This is a genomic window from Nitrospirillum amazonense (assembly GCF_007828045.1).
GTDB classification, from domain to species: domain Bacteria; phylum Pseudomonadota; class Alphaproteobacteria; order Azospirillales; family Azospirillaceae; genus Nitrospirillum; species Nitrospirillum amazonense_C.
On the sequence record NZ_VITN01000007.1, the window covers coordinates 154,861 to 171,817 of the forward strand.

Consider the following 16,957-nt stretch of genomic DNA (forward strand, 5'->3'; position numbering starts at 1 on the left):
CATGACGTCCTTGCCTTATTCCGCGCCGGCGCGGCGCACCCGCCCGCGTACCGTGGCGACGCCCATTGTCGCCGGAGCCTTGGTGGCCTTGCTGGCGGGGTGTTCCGTCACCCCCCGCCCCTTGACATCGGATGAGAACCAGACCCGCGCCACCGAGGCGCTGAAGCTCGTTCGCGACCGCATTGATCCGGTGACGGTCGCCGTCTCCCTGGACGAGGCCATCGCCCGGGCGGTCAAGTACAACCTGGACCACCGGCTGGCGCTGATGGACCAGGCCATCGCCAACCGCCAGATCGACGTGTCGCGCTGGGACCTGCTGCCCAAGCTGGTGGTGGACGGCGGCCTGACGGCGCGCAGCAACGAACTGGCGTCGTCCTCCTACTCCATCCTGACTGGCAAGCAGTCGCTGGAACCCTCAATCTCCAGCGACCGCCGTTCCGGCACCGCCGACCTGCAGCTGAGCTGGAGCGTCCTGGACTTCGGCATCAGCTATTACCAGGCCCGGCAGAACGGCGACCGGGCCCTGGCCACGGCCGAGAAGCGCCGGTCGGCGGTCAACAGCATCGTGCAGCAGGTCCGCGCCGCCTACTGGCAGGCCGTGGCGGCGGAAAAGATCGGCGACCGCATCAACCCCATCCTGGCCGATGCCCGCCAGGCCCTGGAAGACACCCGCCAGGTGGAGAAGCAGCGTCTGAAGCCCATGCTGGACGTGCTGCGGGACGAGAAGGCGACCATCGACATCATCCGCCAGCTGGAAAACCTGCAGGCCGACCTGGCGCTGGCCAAGACCCAGTTGGCGGCCTTGATGGGCCTGCCCCCCGGGACGCCCTACCAGCTGGTGTTGCCGGACAACCCGACCGCCCTGCCGGAGATGAAAACCGCCATCACCGAGCTGGAACACACGGCCCTGATCAACCGCCCGGAACTGCGCGAGCAGGCGTACAACCGCCGCATCGCCACGGACGAAGTGCACAAGGCCTTCCTGAAGCTGTTCCCCAACCTGTCCATCCAGGGCGGCCTGGACTATGACAGCAACTCCTTCCTGGTGAACCAACGGTGGGCCGAGGGGGGCCTGCGCCTGTCCTGGGGCCTGGTGAACCTGCTGGCCGGCAATGACTTCATGGGCCTGGCGGAGACGCAGCGCGACCAGGCCGAGGTGCGCAACCTGGCCCTGTCCATGGCCGTGCTGACCCAGGTGAACGTGGCCTGGCAGCAGCTGGGCCGCGCCCGCACCCAGTACCTGGAAGCATCCGAGCTGGACAACATCGAGGGCCGTATCTACGACCAGGTGCTGGCACAGCAGGAAAACAGCGCCGCCGGCAAGGTCGATCGCGTGCGCGCGTCCGCGTCGCGCATCGTGGCGGAACTGACCCGCGCCCGGGCCTACGCCGACATGCAGAACGCGCTGGCGTCACTGTACGTCTCGGTCGGCATCGATCCGCTGCCCCAGTCCGTGCCGGATTATACGTTGAAGACCCTGACCGCCGCGGTGTCCACGGTGAACCGTCGTATCGAGAGCGGCATGTTCGGTGCCGAGGCGTCGGTCACCGCCCAGACGCCGACACTGGACGACCCCGGCAAGGCCTTGACGCAGTAACTCCAGAGAGCGATAGCCAAAGCGGCGCCGGGCGGGGATCCTCCCTCCCGGCCCGTCTTGTTTCGGCGACCATCTGGCGCCGGCCCCCGTTGCAACGAACCCCTTGCAACGAACCCCTTGCAACGAACAGCGAGTCTGCCCCTTGTTCCGCCCCCGGTTCAGCCTGATCCTGCCCGCGCTTCTTCTCGGCCTGTCCGCCACGGCCCACGGCGCCGACACCATGCCGGAGATCCGCGCCCAGTTGGTGCCCAAGCGCAGCACGGTGCTGTCGTCGCAAATCGCCGCCCAGATTTCGGAACTGCCGTTGCGCGAGGGCGACAGTTTCGGCGAGGGGCAGAAGCTGGTGGCCTTCGACTGCGGCATCCAGAGGGCGCGCCAGGCCAAGGCCAACGCCCAGGAGGCCGCGACCCGCAAGACCTATGAGGTCAAGAGCAAGCTGAACACGCTGAATTCCATCGGCGTATTGGAAGTGGAAACGGCGGCGGCGGAGCACGCCATGGCCGAAGCCGAACAGCAGATGGCGCGTGAGGTCGCATCGCATTGCGTGGTCACCGCCCCCTTCGCCGGCCGCATGGGACCGGTGGACGTGAAACGCTTCCAATCCGTGGCGGAAGGGCAGAAACTGCTGGAGATCCTGGACCCGACGGAACTGGAGGCGGAAATGCTGGTGCCGTCGTCGTGGCTGAAGTGGCTGAAGCCCGGTTTCGCACTGGAAATCGGCATTGAGGAAACGGGCCGCAAGTACCCGGCCAAGGTGGCCCGCCTGTCACCGCGCATCGATCCCGTCTCGCAAAGCATCCGGGTCTTCGCCGTCATCGACGGCAAATTCCCCGAATTGCTGCCGGGCATGAGCGGCCGCGCCATCGTCGCGGCTCCGAATTGAGGACGGGGTGATGCGCGTCGTGCCCCCCACCCCGGAGGAACCGCCCCAGCGCCCGGACGCGGCCGAACTGGCCGGCCGGCAGCTGTTCGGCCTGACCACCCTGCTGCAGTTGCAGAAACGGGCGCGGCATACCCGCACCGAGCAGGAGCTGGGCTTCCTGATGGTGAATGACACCTTCAGCCTGGTGCGCTATCGCCAGGCGCTGGCCTGGCAGCGGACGGAGCGGGGCGACGGCGCGGTGCTGGCCGTGTCGGGCTTGTCCTCCGTGGATGCCGACAGCCCCTATGCCCGCTACGCCTGCCGTCTTCTGGCGGCCCATGGTGATCCCGCCGCGATCAAGGAACTGACCACGGCCGATCTGGCCCAGGATTTGGCCGAGGAGTGGCCGGAATACCTGCCGGCCCACGGCCTGTGGCTGCCGCTGACGGCGCCGGATGAGCGGTCCTTGGGCGGCCTGCTGCTGGCCCGGGAAGAACCGTGGACGGATGGCGAGCGCGTGCTGCTGGAGAATCTGGGTGATGCCTACGCCCATGCCTGGGGCGGTTTGGTCCGGCAGCAGCGGCGCTGGCATCGGGACGCCGCCCGGCTGAAGTCCCTGCGCACCCTGGGCTATGTCGCGGCGGGCCTGGTGGCCCTGTCCCTGTTCCCCGTGCGCCTGTCGGCCCTGGCGCCGGCGGAGGTCATTCCCCAGGCCCCGACCGTGGTGCGGGCCCCGTTCGACGGCGTGGTCGACAAGTTCCTGGTGACGCCCAACCAGCCGGTGACCGAGGACCAGCCCCTGTTCCAGCTGGATCCGGTGCGGCTGCAGAACCGTCTGGACGTGGCCCAGGCCACCCTGGAAGCGGCGGAGGCGGAGTACCGCCAGACCGCGCAGCAGGCCGTTTTCGATGAGAAGGCCAAGGGCCAGTTGGTGGTTCTGCAAGGCAAGCGCGACCAGGCCATGGCGGAGGTCACCTACGTCCAGGATCTGCTGAAGCGCATCGTCGTGCATACGCCCCGCGCCGGCCTGGCCGTGTTCACCGACGTCAACGACTGGATCGGACGGCCGGTCACCCAGGGCGAGCGCATCCTGATGGTGGCGGAACCCAAGGATGTGGAGCTGGAGATCAAGCTGCCGGTGGCCGACGCCATCGCCATGGACGCGGGCGACCCTGTGTCGCTGTTCCTGAACATCGACCCGCAGCATCCACTGGACGCCACCGTGCGGCTGGCGGCCTATCAGCCCGAGGTGGGCACGGACGGTGTCGCGGCCTATCGTCTGAAGGCGCGGTTCAACGATGGCCAGGCCCCCGTGCGCATCGGCCTGCAGGGTACGGCCAAGATCTACGGCCAGCGTACCACCCTGTTCTATTACCTGTTCCGCCGCCCCCTGGCGGCGCTGCGTCAGCGGTTGGGTGTCTGATGAGCGGTGAGGTTCCGGACGCCGCGCCCGCGTCGGTGGACGCCCCGCCCGTGCGCTTTGCCCCCTTGCGGGAGGAACTGACACTGCTGGCCGGGCCGGCCCTGGCAGACGGGTCGCCCAGCTGGACGCTGCATGACCAGGTGGCCGGACGCTTCTATCGGCTGGGCTGGCTGGAGTTCGAGATCCTGCGTCGATGGCATCTGGAGGTGCCGCAGGCCATCGCCACCGATGTCGCGTCCAACACCACGTTGCGCGTCACCGTCGATGATGTCATGGCCGTCTCGCAGTTCCTGGCGCTGAACAACCTGTTGCAGCGCCATGGGCCGCAGGCGGTATCGACCCTCATGCGCCAGGCGGAGATGCGCAAGCCCGGCTTTTGGCAATGGCTGCTGAAGAACTACCTGTTCTTCCGTGTGCCGCTGGTGAAGCCCGACCGTTTCCTGACCCAGGCCCTGCCTTATGTATCCTGGATCTTCACCCGCGGTTTCTTGCTGGTCACGCTGGCCGCCGCCTTGTTGGGCATCTACCTGGTGACGCGGCAGTGGGACCAGTTCCGCACCACCTTCGTCAGCTTCCTCTCCCCCTCCGGCCTCATCACCGGCGCCGTCGGCCTGGCCGTGGCCAAGGTGGTGCATGAGTTGGGACACGCCCTGACCGCCAAGCGCTATGGCTGCCGGGTACAGACCATGGGCATCGCCTTCATGGTCATGTACCCGCTGCTCTACACCGATGTCAGCGACGCCTGGCGGCTGCCCAACCGGCGCCAGCGCCTTGCCATCGGCGTGGCCGGCATGGGCGCGGAACTGACGCTGGCCGCCTATGCCACGCTGGCCTGGTCCTTCCTGCCGGAAGGGCCGGTGAAGGCCGCCGCCTTCCTGCTGGCCACCACCAGCTGGATCATGACCGTGCTGGTCAACACCAGCCCCTTCATGCGCTTCGACGGATATTTCCTGCTGTCGGACCTGCTGGACGTGCCCAACCTGCATGACCGCGCCTTCGCGTTGGGCCGCTGGTGGGTGCGCGAGCGACTATTCCACCTGGGGGAACCGGTGCCGGAGGAGTTGCCGGTCAAGCGCCGCAATCTGTTGATCGCGCTGGCCTTCGCCACCTGGATTTACCGCTTTACCCTGTTCGTCGGCATTGCCGCCCTGGTCTACCACCTGTTCTTCAAGGTGCTGGGCATCATCCTGTTCCTGGTGGAGGTGTGGTGGTTCATTCTGCGCCCACCCCTGAACGAGGTGCGGGAATGGATACGGCGGCGGGGAACCATGACTTGGAACCGCCGCTCCGCCACCACGGCGGCCGTGGCGCTGGGCCTGCTGGCCCTGGCCGTCATCCCCTGGCGCAGCACGGTGACGGCGCCGGCCGTCCTGCGCGCCGCGCAGGAGACGGAGATTTTCCTGGACCAGCCAGGGCGGATGGACGCCGTGCTGGTCAAGGCGGGCCAGAGTGTGGCGGCGGGCCAGGTGCTGTTCCGCCTGAGTTCCCCCGACCTGGACTACAAGCTGGCCAGCCAGCGCCAGAAGATCCAGACTCTGCAATGGGAATCGGCCTACCGCGGCAGTGCCGCCGTCGACCCCAAACGCCAACGCATCGCGGCGCAGGAGTTGGAGACCGCGCAGGCCGAGCTGCGCGGGCTGGAGGCGGAAAAGGCCAAGCTGACCGTGACCGCCCCCTTCGCCGGCATCATGGCCGAGGTGGCCGAGCCGCTGTCGCCCGGCGAATGGCTGCCGGCGAAGGAGCGGCTGGGCCTGCTGCTGGACCCGGCGCATCCCATGATCGAGGCCTATGTGCGCGAGGCCGACCTGCATCGGGTGGCCCTGGGAGACCGGGGCCGCTTCCGCCCCGACCAGACCGTGACCAGCGCCGTGGACGGCCGCATCCAGGACATCGACGACACCAGCACCCGCGTGCTGAGCCGGCGCTATCTGGCCAGCACCTATGGCGGCGACATCGCCGCGCGCGAAGACAGCCAGCACCAGCTGGTGCCCGAGGAGTCGCTGTACCGCGTGCTGATCGCACCGGCCAAGGACACCGCCCCGGCCAGCCTGGAGCGGGGCCGCGTGACGCTGGAAGGCGTGCGCGAAAGCCTGCTGGGCAGCCTGTGGCGCCGGACCGTGGCCATCCTGCTGCGCGAAGGCAGCTTCTGAACGCCAACCGCCGACTCCGCCCCTTATGAAAAGGCGTATGCGATGACAGACCACCCCACGCTTCCCCTCTTCTACAAGCAGCCGCGCCTGATGCAGGCCACCACGGACGAGGCCATGTCCCTGCGGCAGCCCGTCAGCTACGGCTTCGCCGCCGGGGCGCACGCGGTTCCCCTGGTGATGGGCGAGTTCGCCGCCGCCTGCCGGTCCATCCCCATCCTGTTCGCCGGCGAAGCCGCGGCCCCCATCGCCCTGCTGGGCCTGCGCGAGGGGCAGAACCTGTTCGTGCACGCCGATGGCCGCTGGGACGAGGGCGCCTACATCCCGGCCTACGTCCGCCGCTACCCCTTCATCTTCCTGGAGGACACGGAAGCGGACCAACTGACCTTGTGCGTGGACGAGGCGGCGGATGCCGTGGTGGCGGGAACGGAAAACCCCTTCTTCGTGAACGGCGCGCCCACCGACCTGACGCTCCAGGCCCTGGATTTCGCGCGGGAGTATCAGGCGTTCCACGCGCTGACCACCGGCTTCGTCGCCGCCCTGCTTGACGGCGATCTGCTGACCGAGCGGCGGGCGGACATCACCCTGCCCTCCGGCGAGACGCCCAGCCTGTCCGGCTTTCGCGTCATCGATGAGGAAAAGCTGAACCGGCTGCCGGCGGAAACGTTGGCGCAGTGGCGCGACAAGGGTTGGCTGGCCGCGGCTTACGCCCACCTCATCTCCCTCAACGACTGGTCGGCGCTGATCCGGCGGGCCGGGTGATGGAACGGTGATGAACCGATTGCTGCCGCAGGAAATCGAAACACCAACGCCGGAGATGGAAAGGCTGACCGCACGGATGGTGCTGCCCATCCAGCCGCGGCTGATGGTCTATCTCGCCGAGGTGCGTGCGCAGGTGGACGCGGAGCTACAGCCCGCGCTGCAGCCGGTCAGCCCGGTCAAACCGTATCCCCTGGGCCGCTGTGAGGAGATCACGCGGGCGGCCATGGCCATCCTGGGCCGGCGCTTGCGCGAGCCTGCCCATCCGGTGGAGCACGCCCTCGCCTCCTTCCTGCGCCAGGGCGGCCGCATCCGCACCATCTGGGGCGCGTTGCGCGGCACCTATTTCCAGAACGCCTTCCAGATCGGCAGCCTGTACGCCGACGTGGCCAACGACACGGTCGTCATCACCAAGCCCAAGGTCGAAATTCTGCCGGTGCTGGAGTGCGGGCTGGTGCCCATACGGGACATCGCCCATTTCATCGAGATCGCCGGCACGTATTGGGGTGGGGAGATCTACCCCAACCTGGTGGTCCCCGACCTTGCCCCCTTGTTCCCCATGATCAGCCGCATTCCCCACCAGTCCGTCCGGCCGCAGATGGGGTGCGACTACATGATCGACCTGTTCCGCCGCGACGAGTTCCGCGGGCCGGAAGCCTTCCTGGCCGCCGCCCCGCCGCCACCGCCCGAGGTGGTGGAAGAGTTGCGCAGCCTATGTCCCGAAACCATACGTCATGTCACCCCCGACAGCGGCCGGGACTTGGCCGTCGCCGCCTGCCGACGGGCTCGGGACATGCGGGCGGACAATGCGTGGCGGGACCGCCTGGTCCTGGACCTGTTGAGCATCAAACGGCTGTGAAAGCCGCCGCCCCCGCCCCTCGTACTACCAATCGGTCATGGTCGCGGACGGGTCCCTGCGCTAGGCTTTTCCGATAATAAGATCGGGAGGAGTCCATGATGCGCGTAACGCGGTCCCTGCTGGCGATGGCGGCCCTGGTGGGGCTGGGAATGGCGCCGGCGTCGGCTGGTGCCGCGGAACCCAAAGCCAAGGGGGAGCATCATCCCCGTTACGATTATCCCACCGCCGTGCGCGCCGATTATGTCATCGGCTGCCTGGCGTCCAATGGTTTCAAGCACGAGCTGCTGGGCAAGTGCGCCTGTGGCATCGACACCATCGCCGACATGATGCCCTACGACGATTATGAGAAGGCGGACACGATTCTGCGCATGCAACAGGGCGGCCTGGGCGACCGGGGCGCCATGTTCCGCGACACCCCCATCGCCAAGGATGAGGTGGAAAAGCTGCGCCGCGCCCAGGCCGAGGTCAACCTGCGCTGCACATGAGGGCCGGCGTCCCATCCGTCTTGCGCCGCCCCCCGGCCCGCGCCACAATCCGGCCGGCGATTGCGGGGGAAAATAGACGGTGAAATACCATCCGGAGGCGCTGGACCCCATCGTCGGCTTCCTGCGCGGCATCGGCTTCACGGTGCATTTCGGTGCCGGGGCGCGGGGCGGCTTCCTGCCCGGCGTCAACATCGCGGCCGGCGCCATCCATGTGGATCCCGAGACCCTGGTGGGCCCCGGCGACCTGCTGCACGAGGCCGGGCATATGGCCATCCTGCCCCGCCGCCTACACGCCCAGTTGGGACGGGATCTGGAGGCCGACATGCGCGCCGCCATAGCCGCCGAGGCCGGACCCGGCCTGCCGGCCGATCCTCGGCTGTCCGTCCCCCTGCAGCAGGGCGAGATGATGGCCCAGGCCTGGTCCTATGCGGCGGCCCTGCATCTGGGCGTGCCGCTGGAATGCATCTTCTTCCCCGGTTCCTACCACATCGACGCGTATGAAGGCCCGCATCCCATGCAGCGGTGGCTGGAGGCCGGCACCCATCACGGGATGGGGGCATTGGCGCACGCCGGCATGACCGGCTTCGCCGGCATCTTCACCCTGATGGGCGACAACGGCCTGCCCCCCTTCCCGCATATGAGCCGATGGGTGCAGGCGTAAGGCATCAAAGGCTCGCGAATTCGGATCGCAGGAAGGCAAATACCCGGTCCGCCGCCGCTGCGGTGCCATAGCGCTCACCGGCGGGGGTGGGGTTCACGTCGTTGCGAACCTGCGCCTCATAGACTGGCCGCAGCAAGTTTATGCGGTCCATGAGACGATCAGCCCGATCCGCAACTTCCGGCAATACCGTACGCAGCTCATTGGCATGATGGTCGATGACCGCCGCCATATCAAAAATATCCCGCACTTTGAAGTTGGATGGCCGGTGGAACATCTTCTTGGTCGCGATTTCCCAAGGCGTTTCCAAAGGAACTTGATGACCTTCGAAAAGCCAATTCATCACCGGGTTGTCCGTCCGACGCCCCGCCACGATAAAATCAATTTCGCCTTCGGCAAAGGTCAGCTTCAGATAGTTGCCTGGATATTCATACGTCCGACCATCCAGCAGGATTTTGGTCGCCGCGTTTCGTTGGGGTGTCAGCGCCCGGACAATATCTGAAGAGCCAACGAAGGCATCAATATCGTAGCTGATCCGATGCCCATAGTGGACTGCCAGGGCAGTCCCGCCTCCGAAGCTCCAAACCGTCCCATCAGGCAGTGTGCCTATCAGCGCCAAGGTGCGTCGCAGCAGCACGTCCCAGGCTGAGGGCCGCCATTTCGGTGATCCAGGCGGCGTTGCTGGCATCGGGCAATCTCCAAGTCCGCAGAGCGCGATACAAATCTTCGAAAGTCAGCACACCGCTGAGCACCAGATCGTGCAGCGTGCCCATGGATACCTCATCGAAGAAGGCTTCCACATGGGGACGCCAATCTTCAATGGGCGCAGGAGCCAATAACAAGGCGACCAGGCCTGGCCCATCCACCGGCACGGGACGGGGTGCGTTGATGGTGGACAGGGCGCGATCCAGCACCGGTTCCGCCGCCGGCAACAGTTTGAATTGCTGACGCCACCGGGCGGCGACAGCCTTCAGCGCATCGGCAGCGGCGACGGGAGCTTGCACCTCCACCCGGGCGATGCCACGAGGCCCGAGGGTGGATTGGCGATAGCGGCGGACGCGATCAGCGGCGGTGGCGTCCCGTTTGGGCCTGGCGGTCATGACATCTCCTGACAGCGCCAGTCTAACGTAACCGGATTACGACCTCAAGATCACCCTTAGCCCTTGTCGTCACCCGGGAAGGTATGGCTGAAGGTGGCGTCGGTGCTGTCGCGCACGGTGATCGCCAGGGGCCCCTGGGGGCGGTAGCTGAAGGTGATGGCCGGATCCTCGCTCAAGGAAATGTCGGCCTCCAGCTGGAAGACCAGGGCAGCGCCGCTTTTCACCGTGATGTCGCGGACGAAGCGCGCGGGCGTGTAGTTGCGGGTCACCTGGTCCATCTGCATGCCGTTGTAATTGGGGTGGCTGATCAGCAACTGGGCGGTGACCGCCCCCTTGGGCAGGCCGGCCGGGCCGTCGGCCACCATCTTCAGCCGCATCTGCCCCAGACGTTCCATGGCCAGGGCGGCATCCTTGGTGGCGGGGGCGGAGCAGCCGCCGGCGGCCTTGATGTAGCGCTCGGTCACGAACCAACGCCCGTCCGTCGTTTCCGCCACGGCGTGCATATGGGTATAGGCATCCACCCGGATGCGGGTCTTCACCTGCGCCGGCACGGCCGCAGGGCCGAAATGAAAGGTGCCGACCAGGGGAGCGGGGTTGTTGTCCACCACCAGGTAGAGGGCCTTCAGCGCCAGCTTGGGGTCCAGGGTCAAGGTCACCGGCACCAGGGCCGCGTCCAAGGCCCGGTCCGGCGCGTCCAGCGCGATTTGCCCCTTGGCGGGTGTCAGGGTGTGGGCGGCGAACAGGGTCTGGCGCAGATCCTGCCATCGGGCGGCGTCGGCCGCCGGGTCCTCGGCCCGGGCGAAAAGCGGAGCGGTCAGGATTGACAGCAGGACCAAAGCGAACAGGCGGGACTTCATGATGGATCCTCCCACTCCAGCTGCTTGAAGGCGGTGATGGCGTTGCGGCCGTTATAGGCGTCGAACAGTTTCCAGCGGCCCCGTTCCGACCGCGCCACCGTGGCGGCGGCGGCATCGATGTCCCCGCCGTTTTTCAGCAGGGTCCGGATGTCGCGGGCCAGCGTGGTGAGATAGCGTTCCTCATCCGCCGCCCCGGCCGGCCAGGGCAGCTGGGCGGGACCATGGCCCGGCACCACGCGTACCGCCGGCAGGGCCATCAATTGGCCCAACACCGCCAGCCAGCCGGTCAGGCTGCCGTCCAGCGCCGGGATGCGGCCCTGGAACAGCAGGTCGCCGGCCCATAGGGTGCGGGTCTGCCCATCATACACCGTCAGGTCGCTGTCGGTATGCGCGGCGCCATAAGCCGCCACGTGCAGGATACGGCCGCCCAAGTCGACGTCGGCGGCGGTATCGACGGCTTCGGTGGGCGGCAGGGCGTCGCCAGCCTTGGCCCCCGCTTGGGCCAGGTCGCCACCCAGGATGCGGGCCAGGCCCTGGCGGTAGAAGGCTCCGCGTTCCCCCCACGCGGCGGCGAAGCGGGCATGGGCCACCACCACCGGATGATCGTCCGCGAAGGCGACGGCGCCCAGCACATGGTCTGGATGGACGTGGGTGTAGATGAGATAGCGGATGGGCAGCCCGGTGGTGGCCTTGATGCGCGCCCGCAGCCAGGCGCCGTCCCCGGCGCTGCCGCCCGGATCGATGACGGCCACGGCGTCATGGCCGATGATGAAGCCGATATTGGCGATGGCGTCGTCGTTGGTGGCGGTAGCGTCCTGCACCGCGCCGGGGCGCACATAAACGCCGGGAGCGACTTGGGCGAGCGGGCCGCCCCCCTTTGCCCACACGGACACCGGCAGCCCCCAGCCGGCCGCCATGCAAAATAGAACACAGGCCCGGATCAAGGTTCGGCGGGCCATGCCTCCCCCACAGGAGCCTCGACGGACCTGGCCGCTGCCGGCGACGGGCCGTATTGGCGATAGATGAACTCGGCCGGCGCGTCGCCCCGCGCTTCGACGGCCGCCAGCATGACACCATGGTCTGGCGACAGGGCGCAGGCGGGATCGGTGCGGCCGGCATCGCCGGTCAGGGCGAAGGCCTGGCAGCGGCAGCCGCCCCAGTCCACCTCCCGCCGCTCGCAGCCCTGGCAAGGTTCCGGCATCCAGGCGGTGCCGCGATAACGGTTGAAGGCCTCGCTGTCGTACCAGGCCGCCGCGAGCGAGCCGGTGGCAACCGAGGGCCAATCGAAACCGGGCAGTGTTTCCGCCGCATGGCAGGGCAAGGCGAGGCCGGCGGGGGAGATGTTCATGAACCGCCGGGCCCAGCCGCCCATGCAGGCCTTGGGGCGGGCGGCGTAATAGTCCGGCGGCACATAGTCGATGACCATGCGGCCCTTCAGCCGCGCCCGCGCCGCCTGCACCGTCGCCGTGGCCGCGTCCAGCTGCGCCCGGCTGGGCAGCAGGGCGTCCCGGTTCATCAGGCTCCAGCCGTAATACTGGACATGGGCGACTTCGATGCGGCCCGCCCCCAGCTCCAGCCCCAGATCTATCATCTGCGGCAGCCGGTCCAGGTTTTGGCGGTGGACGACGAAATTCAGGGTCAGGGGCAAGCCGGCCGCTGTCACTTGCCCGGCCAGCGCCAGCTTGCGCGCCTGGGCGCCCGGCATGCCGCCGATCCGCTCCGCGCTTTCCACCTCCACATCCTGGAAGCTCAGCTGCACATGGTCCAAGCCGGCGTCGGCCAGCACGGCCAGCGATGCCCGGTCCAGCAACACGCCGGAGGTGATGAGGTTGGTGTAGAGGCCCAGGCCGGCGGCATGGCGCACCAGATCCGGCAAATCCTTGCGCGCCGTAGGCTCCCCGCCCGAGAAGTGCACCTGCAGGATGCCCAGGGCGGCCGCCTCGCCCAGCACACGCTTCCACGTGGCCGTGTCCATCTCCTCCCTCGCCCGCTGCAGCTCCACGGGGTTGGAGCAATAGGGGCAGCGCAGCGGGCAGCGGTGGGTCAGCTCCATCAGCAGACCCATCGGTGCCTCTACTTGGGTCGCCGCCACCGGAGGCGATCCAGCCACAGGGCCGGTCATAGGGCCGGCCATAGGGGAGGAAGCATGGCTCATAGCAGGACAACGCCCTTCTCGGCCAAGTCGCGCAGCATGCCACCCACGTCGCCCGCCATCTCGTCCCGCGGCACGTCGAAGCGGGTGGCCAAGTCGTCGATGATGGCCCCCAGGCTGCGCTGGCCGTCCACCAGCTTCAGGATCTCGGTGGCCGCCTCATCCGGCAGGAAAAGTCGTTCCGGTGCCAGAACCATCCAGCTTTTCCGGGTATCATCGAAGCGGAACTTCACGCCTCGGGCAAAGCGTGGCACCGACGCCTCGCCCACCGCTTCCGTGGTCGCGGCATCGGTCATCGCCGGCGTCCTTCCGGTATGAAGGCGCCCGGCGGGATGTAGCCGGGCTCGACATAGGCGAAGTGCAGGGCGTCCAGTTGGGCCCACAGGATGTTGCACTTCTCCGTCAGGGCGGCGATGGCGCCCCGCTGCTGCTCCGCCGTGCGGGCATGTGCCTTCACATAGGCCAGGGCGAAATCCACATCGCGCGGCGCCTGGGTCAGGCGCGGGGTGAAGTAAGCCAGGGTTTCCTGAGTGATGAAATCGTAATTGGCCAGCATGCCGGACACACGCTCGGCGATGATGGTGGGGGAAAACATCTCGGTGAGGGAGGAGGCCACCGCCTCCAGCACGCTGCGGTCCCGCACCAGGGAAACATAGGCGTCCACCGCAAAGCGCGTGGCCGGCAGGATGCCGACGGTGGACTGGACATAGTCGCGGTCCAGCCCCACGCCCGTGGCCAGGCGCAGCCACCGCTCGATGCCGCCGTTGGCGGGGGTGTCGGCTCCGGGGAAGCCGTCGTGGTCCTCCAATCGGCTGCGCCAAAGCCGGCGCAGATCCGGTGTGGGCAGGCGGGACAGCAACACCGCGTCCTTGGCCGGGATACGGCTCTGATAATAATAGCGGTTCAGGGCCCAGGCCTGGACTTGGCCCCGGTTCAGGGCGCCGCTGTGCAGCAGCTTATGGAAGGGATGCAGGTTGTGGTAGCGCTCCGCCCCCACGGCGCGCAACGCCGCCTCCAACTCTTCCGGCGATAGGACGCGATCCTGCGGCGCTGCGGTCATAAGGCGATTTCCATTCCGTCGAAGGCCACCTCCCATCCCGCTTGGTCCACCACCCGGCGCTGCGGGCTGTCGTCCATGAGGATGGGATTGGAATTGTTGATGTGGATGAAGACGCGGCGGCGAACATCCAGGCCGGCGAAGGCGGCAAGGGTAGCGTCCACGCTCATGTGTCCCATGCGCAGACCGGTCTTCTTTCCAAGCCCGGCGTCGATCATTTCGGTGTCGGTATAAAGTGTGCCATCGAAGAACACCAACTCGGCGCCGCGCAGGCGGTCCGCCAGCGCCGCCGTCATGGCGGCGCAGCCGGGAATGAAGAAGAAGCGACGGTCGCCGTCATCCACCGCCACGCCCACCGTGTCCTCCCCCTCCACGATGGGGGGTGGACCGTCGTGGCCCTCCAGGTATAGCGGCACCTTGCCGGGCACGGGGAACAGCTCTACCCACAGCCCACTTTCCGCGCCGCCAGTGCCGCCCCCGGTGAGAGGCACCCGCTGGTTCAGCGGCAGCGCGCTTCGCGCCACCACGTCACGGGCCAGCACCTCGAAGACCGGGTTGGCGTCCAGGATGCCCAGGGTGCGGGCGGTGCCGTGCAGGGTGAAGGGTTGGCGCTCCCGCAAATTCAGCAAACCGGCGATGACATCGACGTCGCCGCCGCTCAGCACCACACCCGCAATGGGGGAGGAGCGCAAGCCGTGGTTGGGGTGCAGCGCCGGGTTGGCGGCGATCTGCTGCCGCAGGTCGGGTGATGCGTTCAGCAGAAACCAGTCCCGGCCGTCGCGGCTGACCGCCAGCGAGGCCTGGGTGCGGGGCCGCGCCGCCGGATCGCCGGCGCGCGCCCGCCGGCAAGCCTCGGCATGCGAATTCCATTGGGGAAACCCGCCGCCGGCCGCCGCGCCGAGAACAAGGATATGCATGGGTCCTTAGGTGCCAAGCCAAAGCACTGGGGGCCGTCGCGGCCGACCGGATCCAACGCCCGGAAGACCAGCGGCGGCCCCAAGTCGTTGAATTGCTTACTTCACTTCCGCGCAAGCGTAGCAGTTGATTTCCATGCCCAGCGCGATTTCAACGATCTTCGGAGTCTTCCAGCTCATAACATTTCCTCCGGTTTTGAGGAGCGGCCACATGTCCGTTCCTATATTTAAAATAATTCTAAATCGTCTTTCCGTCAAGGCGGCTGCCGGTGCTGCGACCCCGCGCCGCCTCATCCCTTGGGCGCAGACAGGCGAGTCACGGCACCCAAGGTATCAAGCGTTGCACGCCTTCCACTGTTCCGGTGAAGTGGCGCCCTGCCCGGTCCATGGTGACCATGCACATGGGGGAGGGCGCCGTAAGAGGCATAGGGACCTGTTAGAAGAACGCGATGGCGCCGGCGGCGATCGTGTCCTCTTGCGCCTTGTTGCCGCCGTGGGCCGTGGCGGTGGTATGGGCATACTCACAGATCAGGTTGACCCAACTGGTCAGCTTATATTTGCAGCCGGCGGCCCAGGATTCGTTGGTCTTCACCAGCAGGGGGTTGACCTCGCCCGAGGCCAGGCCCAGGCGGCTCAGCCCATAACTGCCGGACAGGGTGAACCTCTTGAAGAAGGTGTAGCTGCCCTGGACGTAGTAGCCGTCCGAACTGCGCGCCTGGCCGGCGGCACTGACGCCGTCGAAGAACAGGCCGGTGGTTCCCAGCGCGTCGCCGGTGTAGCCATAGGCCACCAGCTCGGCATCCGCGATGTCGACCTTGGCGCCGAAGTCCCAGCCGGTGCCCCGCACGCTGCGTCCCTGGGGCAGCGCCTCGGCGGCCGACACGCTTTTCAAATCCTGAGTGACAACGTTGGCCCATAGCTGGGCCTTCAGCAGGCTGCTGGCGTCGGTTGGCAGCTCATAGTTGACGCCGGCCTGGATCTGCGGATCGTCATGGGCGGACAGGGTGCCCGACTGGCCGGAGAAGTTGAAGGCGTCCAGCGGTTGGAAGATGCCGACCGACGCGGTGAAGCCGCTGAACTTGGGCGTGGTGTAGGTGATCTGGGGCATGAAGTCGGTATAGACGTAACCGATGCCGATGCGCCCCAGCGAGGTGTTGGACGGCGCCACATTGCCGCCGGTGGACCCCACGCCGAACAGGGTGAAGTCGTTCAGGATGGCCTGCTGGCCGAACAGGCCGATGTCGCGGCCCACCTTGACCGTGCCCATGCTGGGCGTGCCCACCGTCAGGTACTGCTGGCGGAAGTCGATGCCCGACGTCGCCAGGGCATGCGCGGCACCGGCGGAGTTGGCACCGCCCGCGCCCGACACGCTGTTCAAGCCGGGGTACAGGCCGAAATGGGCGACGATGTCGAAGCCTTCCTGCTGGGTCTTCAGCTCCACGGCGAAGTTGCCCGGCAGCAGGCCGTTGCGGATGGAGGAGTTCTCGCTGCTGCCCACTGCCGCCAGGCCGCCCGCCACCACATGGTTGGGCGCCACGCTGTCCGGGCTGTCATGGACATAATAGCCGTTGATCTCGCCCGACAGGGTGACGTCGACGGGGCCGACATGCACGCCGATGCCCTTTTCCGTCATGCGCACGGCGAAAGGATCGGGCGGCGGGGCGGCGGCCACCGCCGCGGCGCTGGCGCTGGCCACGGCGGCCGGCGGCGGGGGTGGCGGCGTCTCGACCGCCTTGCGCTGTTTCAGTTGGTCGTATTCCTGCTGGGACAGGATGCCTTTGGCCAACAATTTGGCCAGAAGATCGTCGGTGGTGTCGGCTTTCGCCATGGATCCCGGCAGACATGCCAGGCCGCTGATCGCGGTCACGCCCAGAAACAATGCCATCCGCTTGGATTTCATTCTTGTTTCCTCCCGGCTTATATTTGCAGGGTGTCGGCCCGGTGGCCATGGCAATAAAACGCCATTCGGCGGAAGTTTCCGCGCGCCGATCATTTCCCTGCTGTTTGGCGGGGTCTTTCTGGGCCCCACCTTAATTTGAAACTTGAAGTCGTTTGCCTTGTCCGCGCAATAGAACTAAAGAACCGTT

18 protein-coding genes are annotated in these 16,957 nt (G+C 67.2%); 8 read left to right on the forward strand and 10 right to left on the reverse strand.

Annotation, left to right across the window (positions count from 1 at the left end; translation table 11 throughout):
* Position 1 precedes the first annotated feature (1 nt).
* The 8 genes from FBZ89_RS13630 to FBZ89_RS13665 all read left to right on the forward strand — a co-directional run bounded on the left by FBZ89_RS13630 (position 2) and on the right by FBZ89_RS13665 (position 8,793).
* Positions 2-1,597 carry a TolC family protein gene (locus FBZ89_RS13630; protein ID WP_145750515.1) on the forward strand — a complete coding sequence of 532 codons (1,596 nt, stop codon included), beginning with the start codon at positions 2-4 and terminating at the stop codon, positions 1,595-1,597.
* Between the two features lie 142 nt (positions 1,598-1,739).
* Complete coding sequence (locus tag FBZ89_RS13635) at positions 1,740-2,480, forward strand: efflux RND transporter periplasmic adaptor subunit (protein ID WP_145750516.1); 741 nt, start codon at positions 1,740-1,742, stop codon at positions 2,478-2,480.
* A gap of 10 nt (positions 2,481-2,490) precedes the next feature.
* Positions 2,491-3,882 (forward strand): efflux RND transporter periplasmic adaptor subunit, encoded by a 1,392-nt coding sequence (locus FBZ89_RS13640; protein WP_145750517.1) that lies wholly within the window; start codon positions 2,491-2,493, stop codon positions 3,880-3,882.
* Positions 3,882-6,032 carry a site-2 protease family protein gene (locus tag FBZ89_RS13645; protein ID WP_145750518.1) on the forward strand — a complete coding sequence of 717 codons (2,151 nt, stop codon included), beginning with the start codon at positions 3,882-3,884 and terminating at the stop codon, positions 6,030-6,032. Before FBZ89_RS13640 ends, FBZ89_RS13645 begins: the two co-directional genes overlap by 1 nt.
* A 42-nt stretch (positions 6,033-6,074) precedes the next feature.
* The gene (locus FBZ89_RS13650; protein ID WP_145750519.1) at positions 6,075-6,791 is read left to right on the forward strand and encodes a SapC family protein; all 717 of its coding nucleotides are present in this window, start codon (positions 6,075-6,077) and stop codon (positions 6,789-6,791) included.
* A 10-nt stretch (positions 6,792-6,801) separates the two neighbouring features.
* Entirely contained in the window at positions 6,802-7,647 is an 846-nt protein-coding gene (locus FBZ89_RS13655; RefSeq protein WP_145750520.1) for a hypothetical protein, read from the forward strand.
* 95 nt (positions 7,648-7,742) lie between these two features.
* Positions 7,743-8,132 (forward strand): hypothetical protein, encoded by a 390-nt coding sequence (locus FBZ89_RS13660; RefSeq protein ID WP_246172184.1) that lies wholly within the window; start codon positions 7,743-7,745, stop codon positions 8,130-8,132.
* A 79-nt stretch (positions 8,133-8,211) separates the two neighbouring features.
* Entirely contained in the window at positions 8,212-8,793 is a 582-nt protein-coding gene (locus FBZ89_RS13665; RefSeq protein WP_145750521.1) for a hypothetical protein, read from the forward strand.
* Between the two features lie 4 nt (positions 8,794-8,797).
* On the opposite strand, the gene FBZ89_RS13670 is transcribed toward FBZ89_RS13665, so the two are convergent.
* From FBZ89_RS13670 to FBZ89_RS13715, 10 genes are all read right to left on the reverse strand, one after another.
* Positions 8,798-9,427 carry a nucleotidyl transferase AbiEii/AbiGii toxin family protein gene (locus tag FBZ89_RS13670; RefSeq protein ID WP_186457348.1) on the reverse strand — a complete coding sequence of 210 codons (630 nt, stop codon included), beginning with the start codon at positions 9,425-9,427 and terminating at the stop codon, positions 8,798-8,800.
* A complete protein-coding gene (locus tag FBZ89_RS13675; protein WP_145750523.1) occupies positions 9,384-9,890 on the reverse strand; it encodes a hypothetical protein in 507 nt (168 codons plus the stop codon). The genes FBZ89_RS13670 and FBZ89_RS13675 overlap by 44 nt, the downstream gene beginning before the upstream one ends.
* Positions 9,891-9,946: 56 nt before the next feature.
* Complete coding sequence (locus tag FBZ89_RS13680; protein WP_145750524.1) at positions 9,947-10,747, reverse strand: quinoprotein dehydrogenase-associated SoxYZ-like carrier; 801 nt, start codon at positions 10,745-10,747, stop codon at positions 9,947-9,949.
* On the reverse strand, positions 10,744-11,640 hold the full coding sequence (locus FBZ89_RS13685; protein WP_246172185.1) for a quinoprotein relay system zinc metallohydrolase 2: 897 nt from the start codon (positions 11,638-11,640) through the stop codon (positions 10,744-10,746). Before FBZ89_RS13685 ends, FBZ89_RS13680 begins: the two co-directional genes overlap by 4 nt.
* 47 nt (positions 11,641-11,687) lie before the next feature.
* A complete protein-coding gene (gene pqqE / locus FBZ89_RS13690; protein ID WP_425465956.1) occupies positions 11,688-12,881 on the reverse strand; it encodes a pyrroloquinoline quinone biosynthesis protein PqqE in 1,194 nt (397 codons plus the stop codon).
* 17 nt (positions 12,882-12,898) lie between these two features.
* Positions 12,899-13,195 (reverse strand): pyrroloquinoline quinone biosynthesis peptide chaperone PqqD, encoded by a 297-nt coding sequence (gene pqqD, locus FBZ89_RS13695; RefSeq protein ID WP_145750527.1) that lies wholly within the window; start codon positions 13,193-13,195, stop codon positions 12,899-12,901.
* Complete coding sequence (pqqC, locus tag FBZ89_RS13700) at positions 13,192-13,959, reverse strand: pyrroloquinoline-quinone synthase PqqC (RefSeq protein WP_145750528.1); 768 nt, start codon at positions 13,957-13,959, stop codon at positions 13,192-13,194. Before pqqC ends, pqqD begins: the two co-directional genes overlap by 4 nt.
* On the reverse strand, positions 13,956-14,873 hold the full coding sequence (gene pqqB, locus FBZ89_RS13705; protein WP_145750529.1) for a pyrroloquinoline quinone biosynthesis protein PqqB: 918 nt from the start codon (positions 14,871-14,873) through the stop codon (positions 13,956-13,958). Before pqqB ends, pqqC begins: the two co-directional genes overlap by 4 nt.
* 96 nt (positions 14,874-14,969) lie before the next feature.
* Positions 14,970-15,164, reverse strand: a complete 195-nt coding sequence (gene pqqA / locus FBZ89_RS32040) for a pyrroloquinoline quinone precursor peptide PqqA (protein ID WP_425465957.1) — start codon at positions 15,162-15,164, stop codon at positions 14,970-14,972.
* A 142-nt stretch (positions 15,165-15,306) separates the two neighbouring features.
* Complete coding sequence (locus FBZ89_RS13715) at positions 15,307-16,770, reverse strand: porin (RefSeq protein ID WP_211115223.1); 1,464 nt, start codon at positions 16,768-16,770, stop codon at positions 15,307-15,309.
* Positions 16,771-16,957: the final 187 nt, after the last annotated feature.

Excerpts from the sequence above, each read along its gene's own strand:
- FBZ89_RS13630 (WP_145750515.1), top strand. The coding sequence starts at position 2 with ATGACGTCCTTGCCTTATTCCGCGCCGGCGCGGCGCACCCGCCCGCGT.
- FBZ89_RS13640 (WP_145750517.1), top strand. The coding sequence starts at position 2,491 with ATGCGCGTCGTGCCCCCCACCCCGGAGGAACCGCCCCAGCGCCCGGAC.
- FBZ89_RS13645 (WP_145750518.1), top strand. The coding sequence starts at position 3,882 with ATGAGCGGTGAGGTTCCGGACGCCGCGCCCGCGTCGGTGGACGCCCCG.
- FBZ89_RS13650 (WP_145750519.1), top strand. The coding sequence starts at position 6,075 with ATGACAGACCACCCCACGCTTCCCCTCTTCTACAAGCAGCCGCGCCTG.
- FBZ89_RS13655 (WP_145750520.1), top strand. The coding sequence starts at position 6,802 with ATGAACCGATTGCTGCCGCAGGAAATCGAAACACCAACGCCGGAGATG.
- FBZ89_RS13660 (WP_246172184.1), top strand. The coding sequence starts at position 7,743 with ATGATGCGCGTAACGCGGTCCCTGCTGGCGATGGCGGCCCTGGTGGGG.
- FBZ89_RS13675 (WP_145750523.1), bottom strand. The coding sequence starts at position 9,890 with ATGACCGCCAGGCCCAAACGGGACGCCACCGCCGCTGATCGCGTCCGC.
- FBZ89_RS13680 (WP_145750524.1), bottom strand. The coding sequence starts at position 10,747 with ATGAAGTCCCGCCTGTTCGCTTTGGTCCTGCTGTCAATCCTGACCGCT.
- pqqE (WP_425465956.1), bottom strand. The coding sequence starts at position 12,881 with ATGGCCGGCCCTATGACCGGCCCTGTGGCTGGATCGCCTCCGGTGGCG.
- pqqD (WP_145750527.1), bottom strand. The coding sequence starts at position 13,195 with ATGACCGATGCCGCGACCACGGAAGCGGTGGGCGAGGCGTCGGTGCCA.
- pqqC (WP_145750528.1), bottom strand. The coding sequence starts at position 13,959 with ATGACCGCAGCGCCGCAGGATCGCGTCCTATCGCCGGAAGAGTTGGAG.
- pqqB (WP_145750529.1), bottom strand. The coding sequence starts at position 14,873 with ATGCATATCCTTGTTCTCGGCGCGGCGGCCGGCGGCGGGTTTCCCCAA.
- pqqA (WP_425465957.1), bottom strand. The coding sequence starts at position 15,164 with ATGAGGCGGCGCGGGGTCGCAGCACCGGCAGCCGCCTTGACGGAAAGA.
- FBZ89_RS13715 (WP_211115223.1), bottom strand. The coding sequence starts at position 16,770 with ATGAAATCCAAGCGGATGGCATTGTTTCTGGGCGTGACCGCGATCAGC.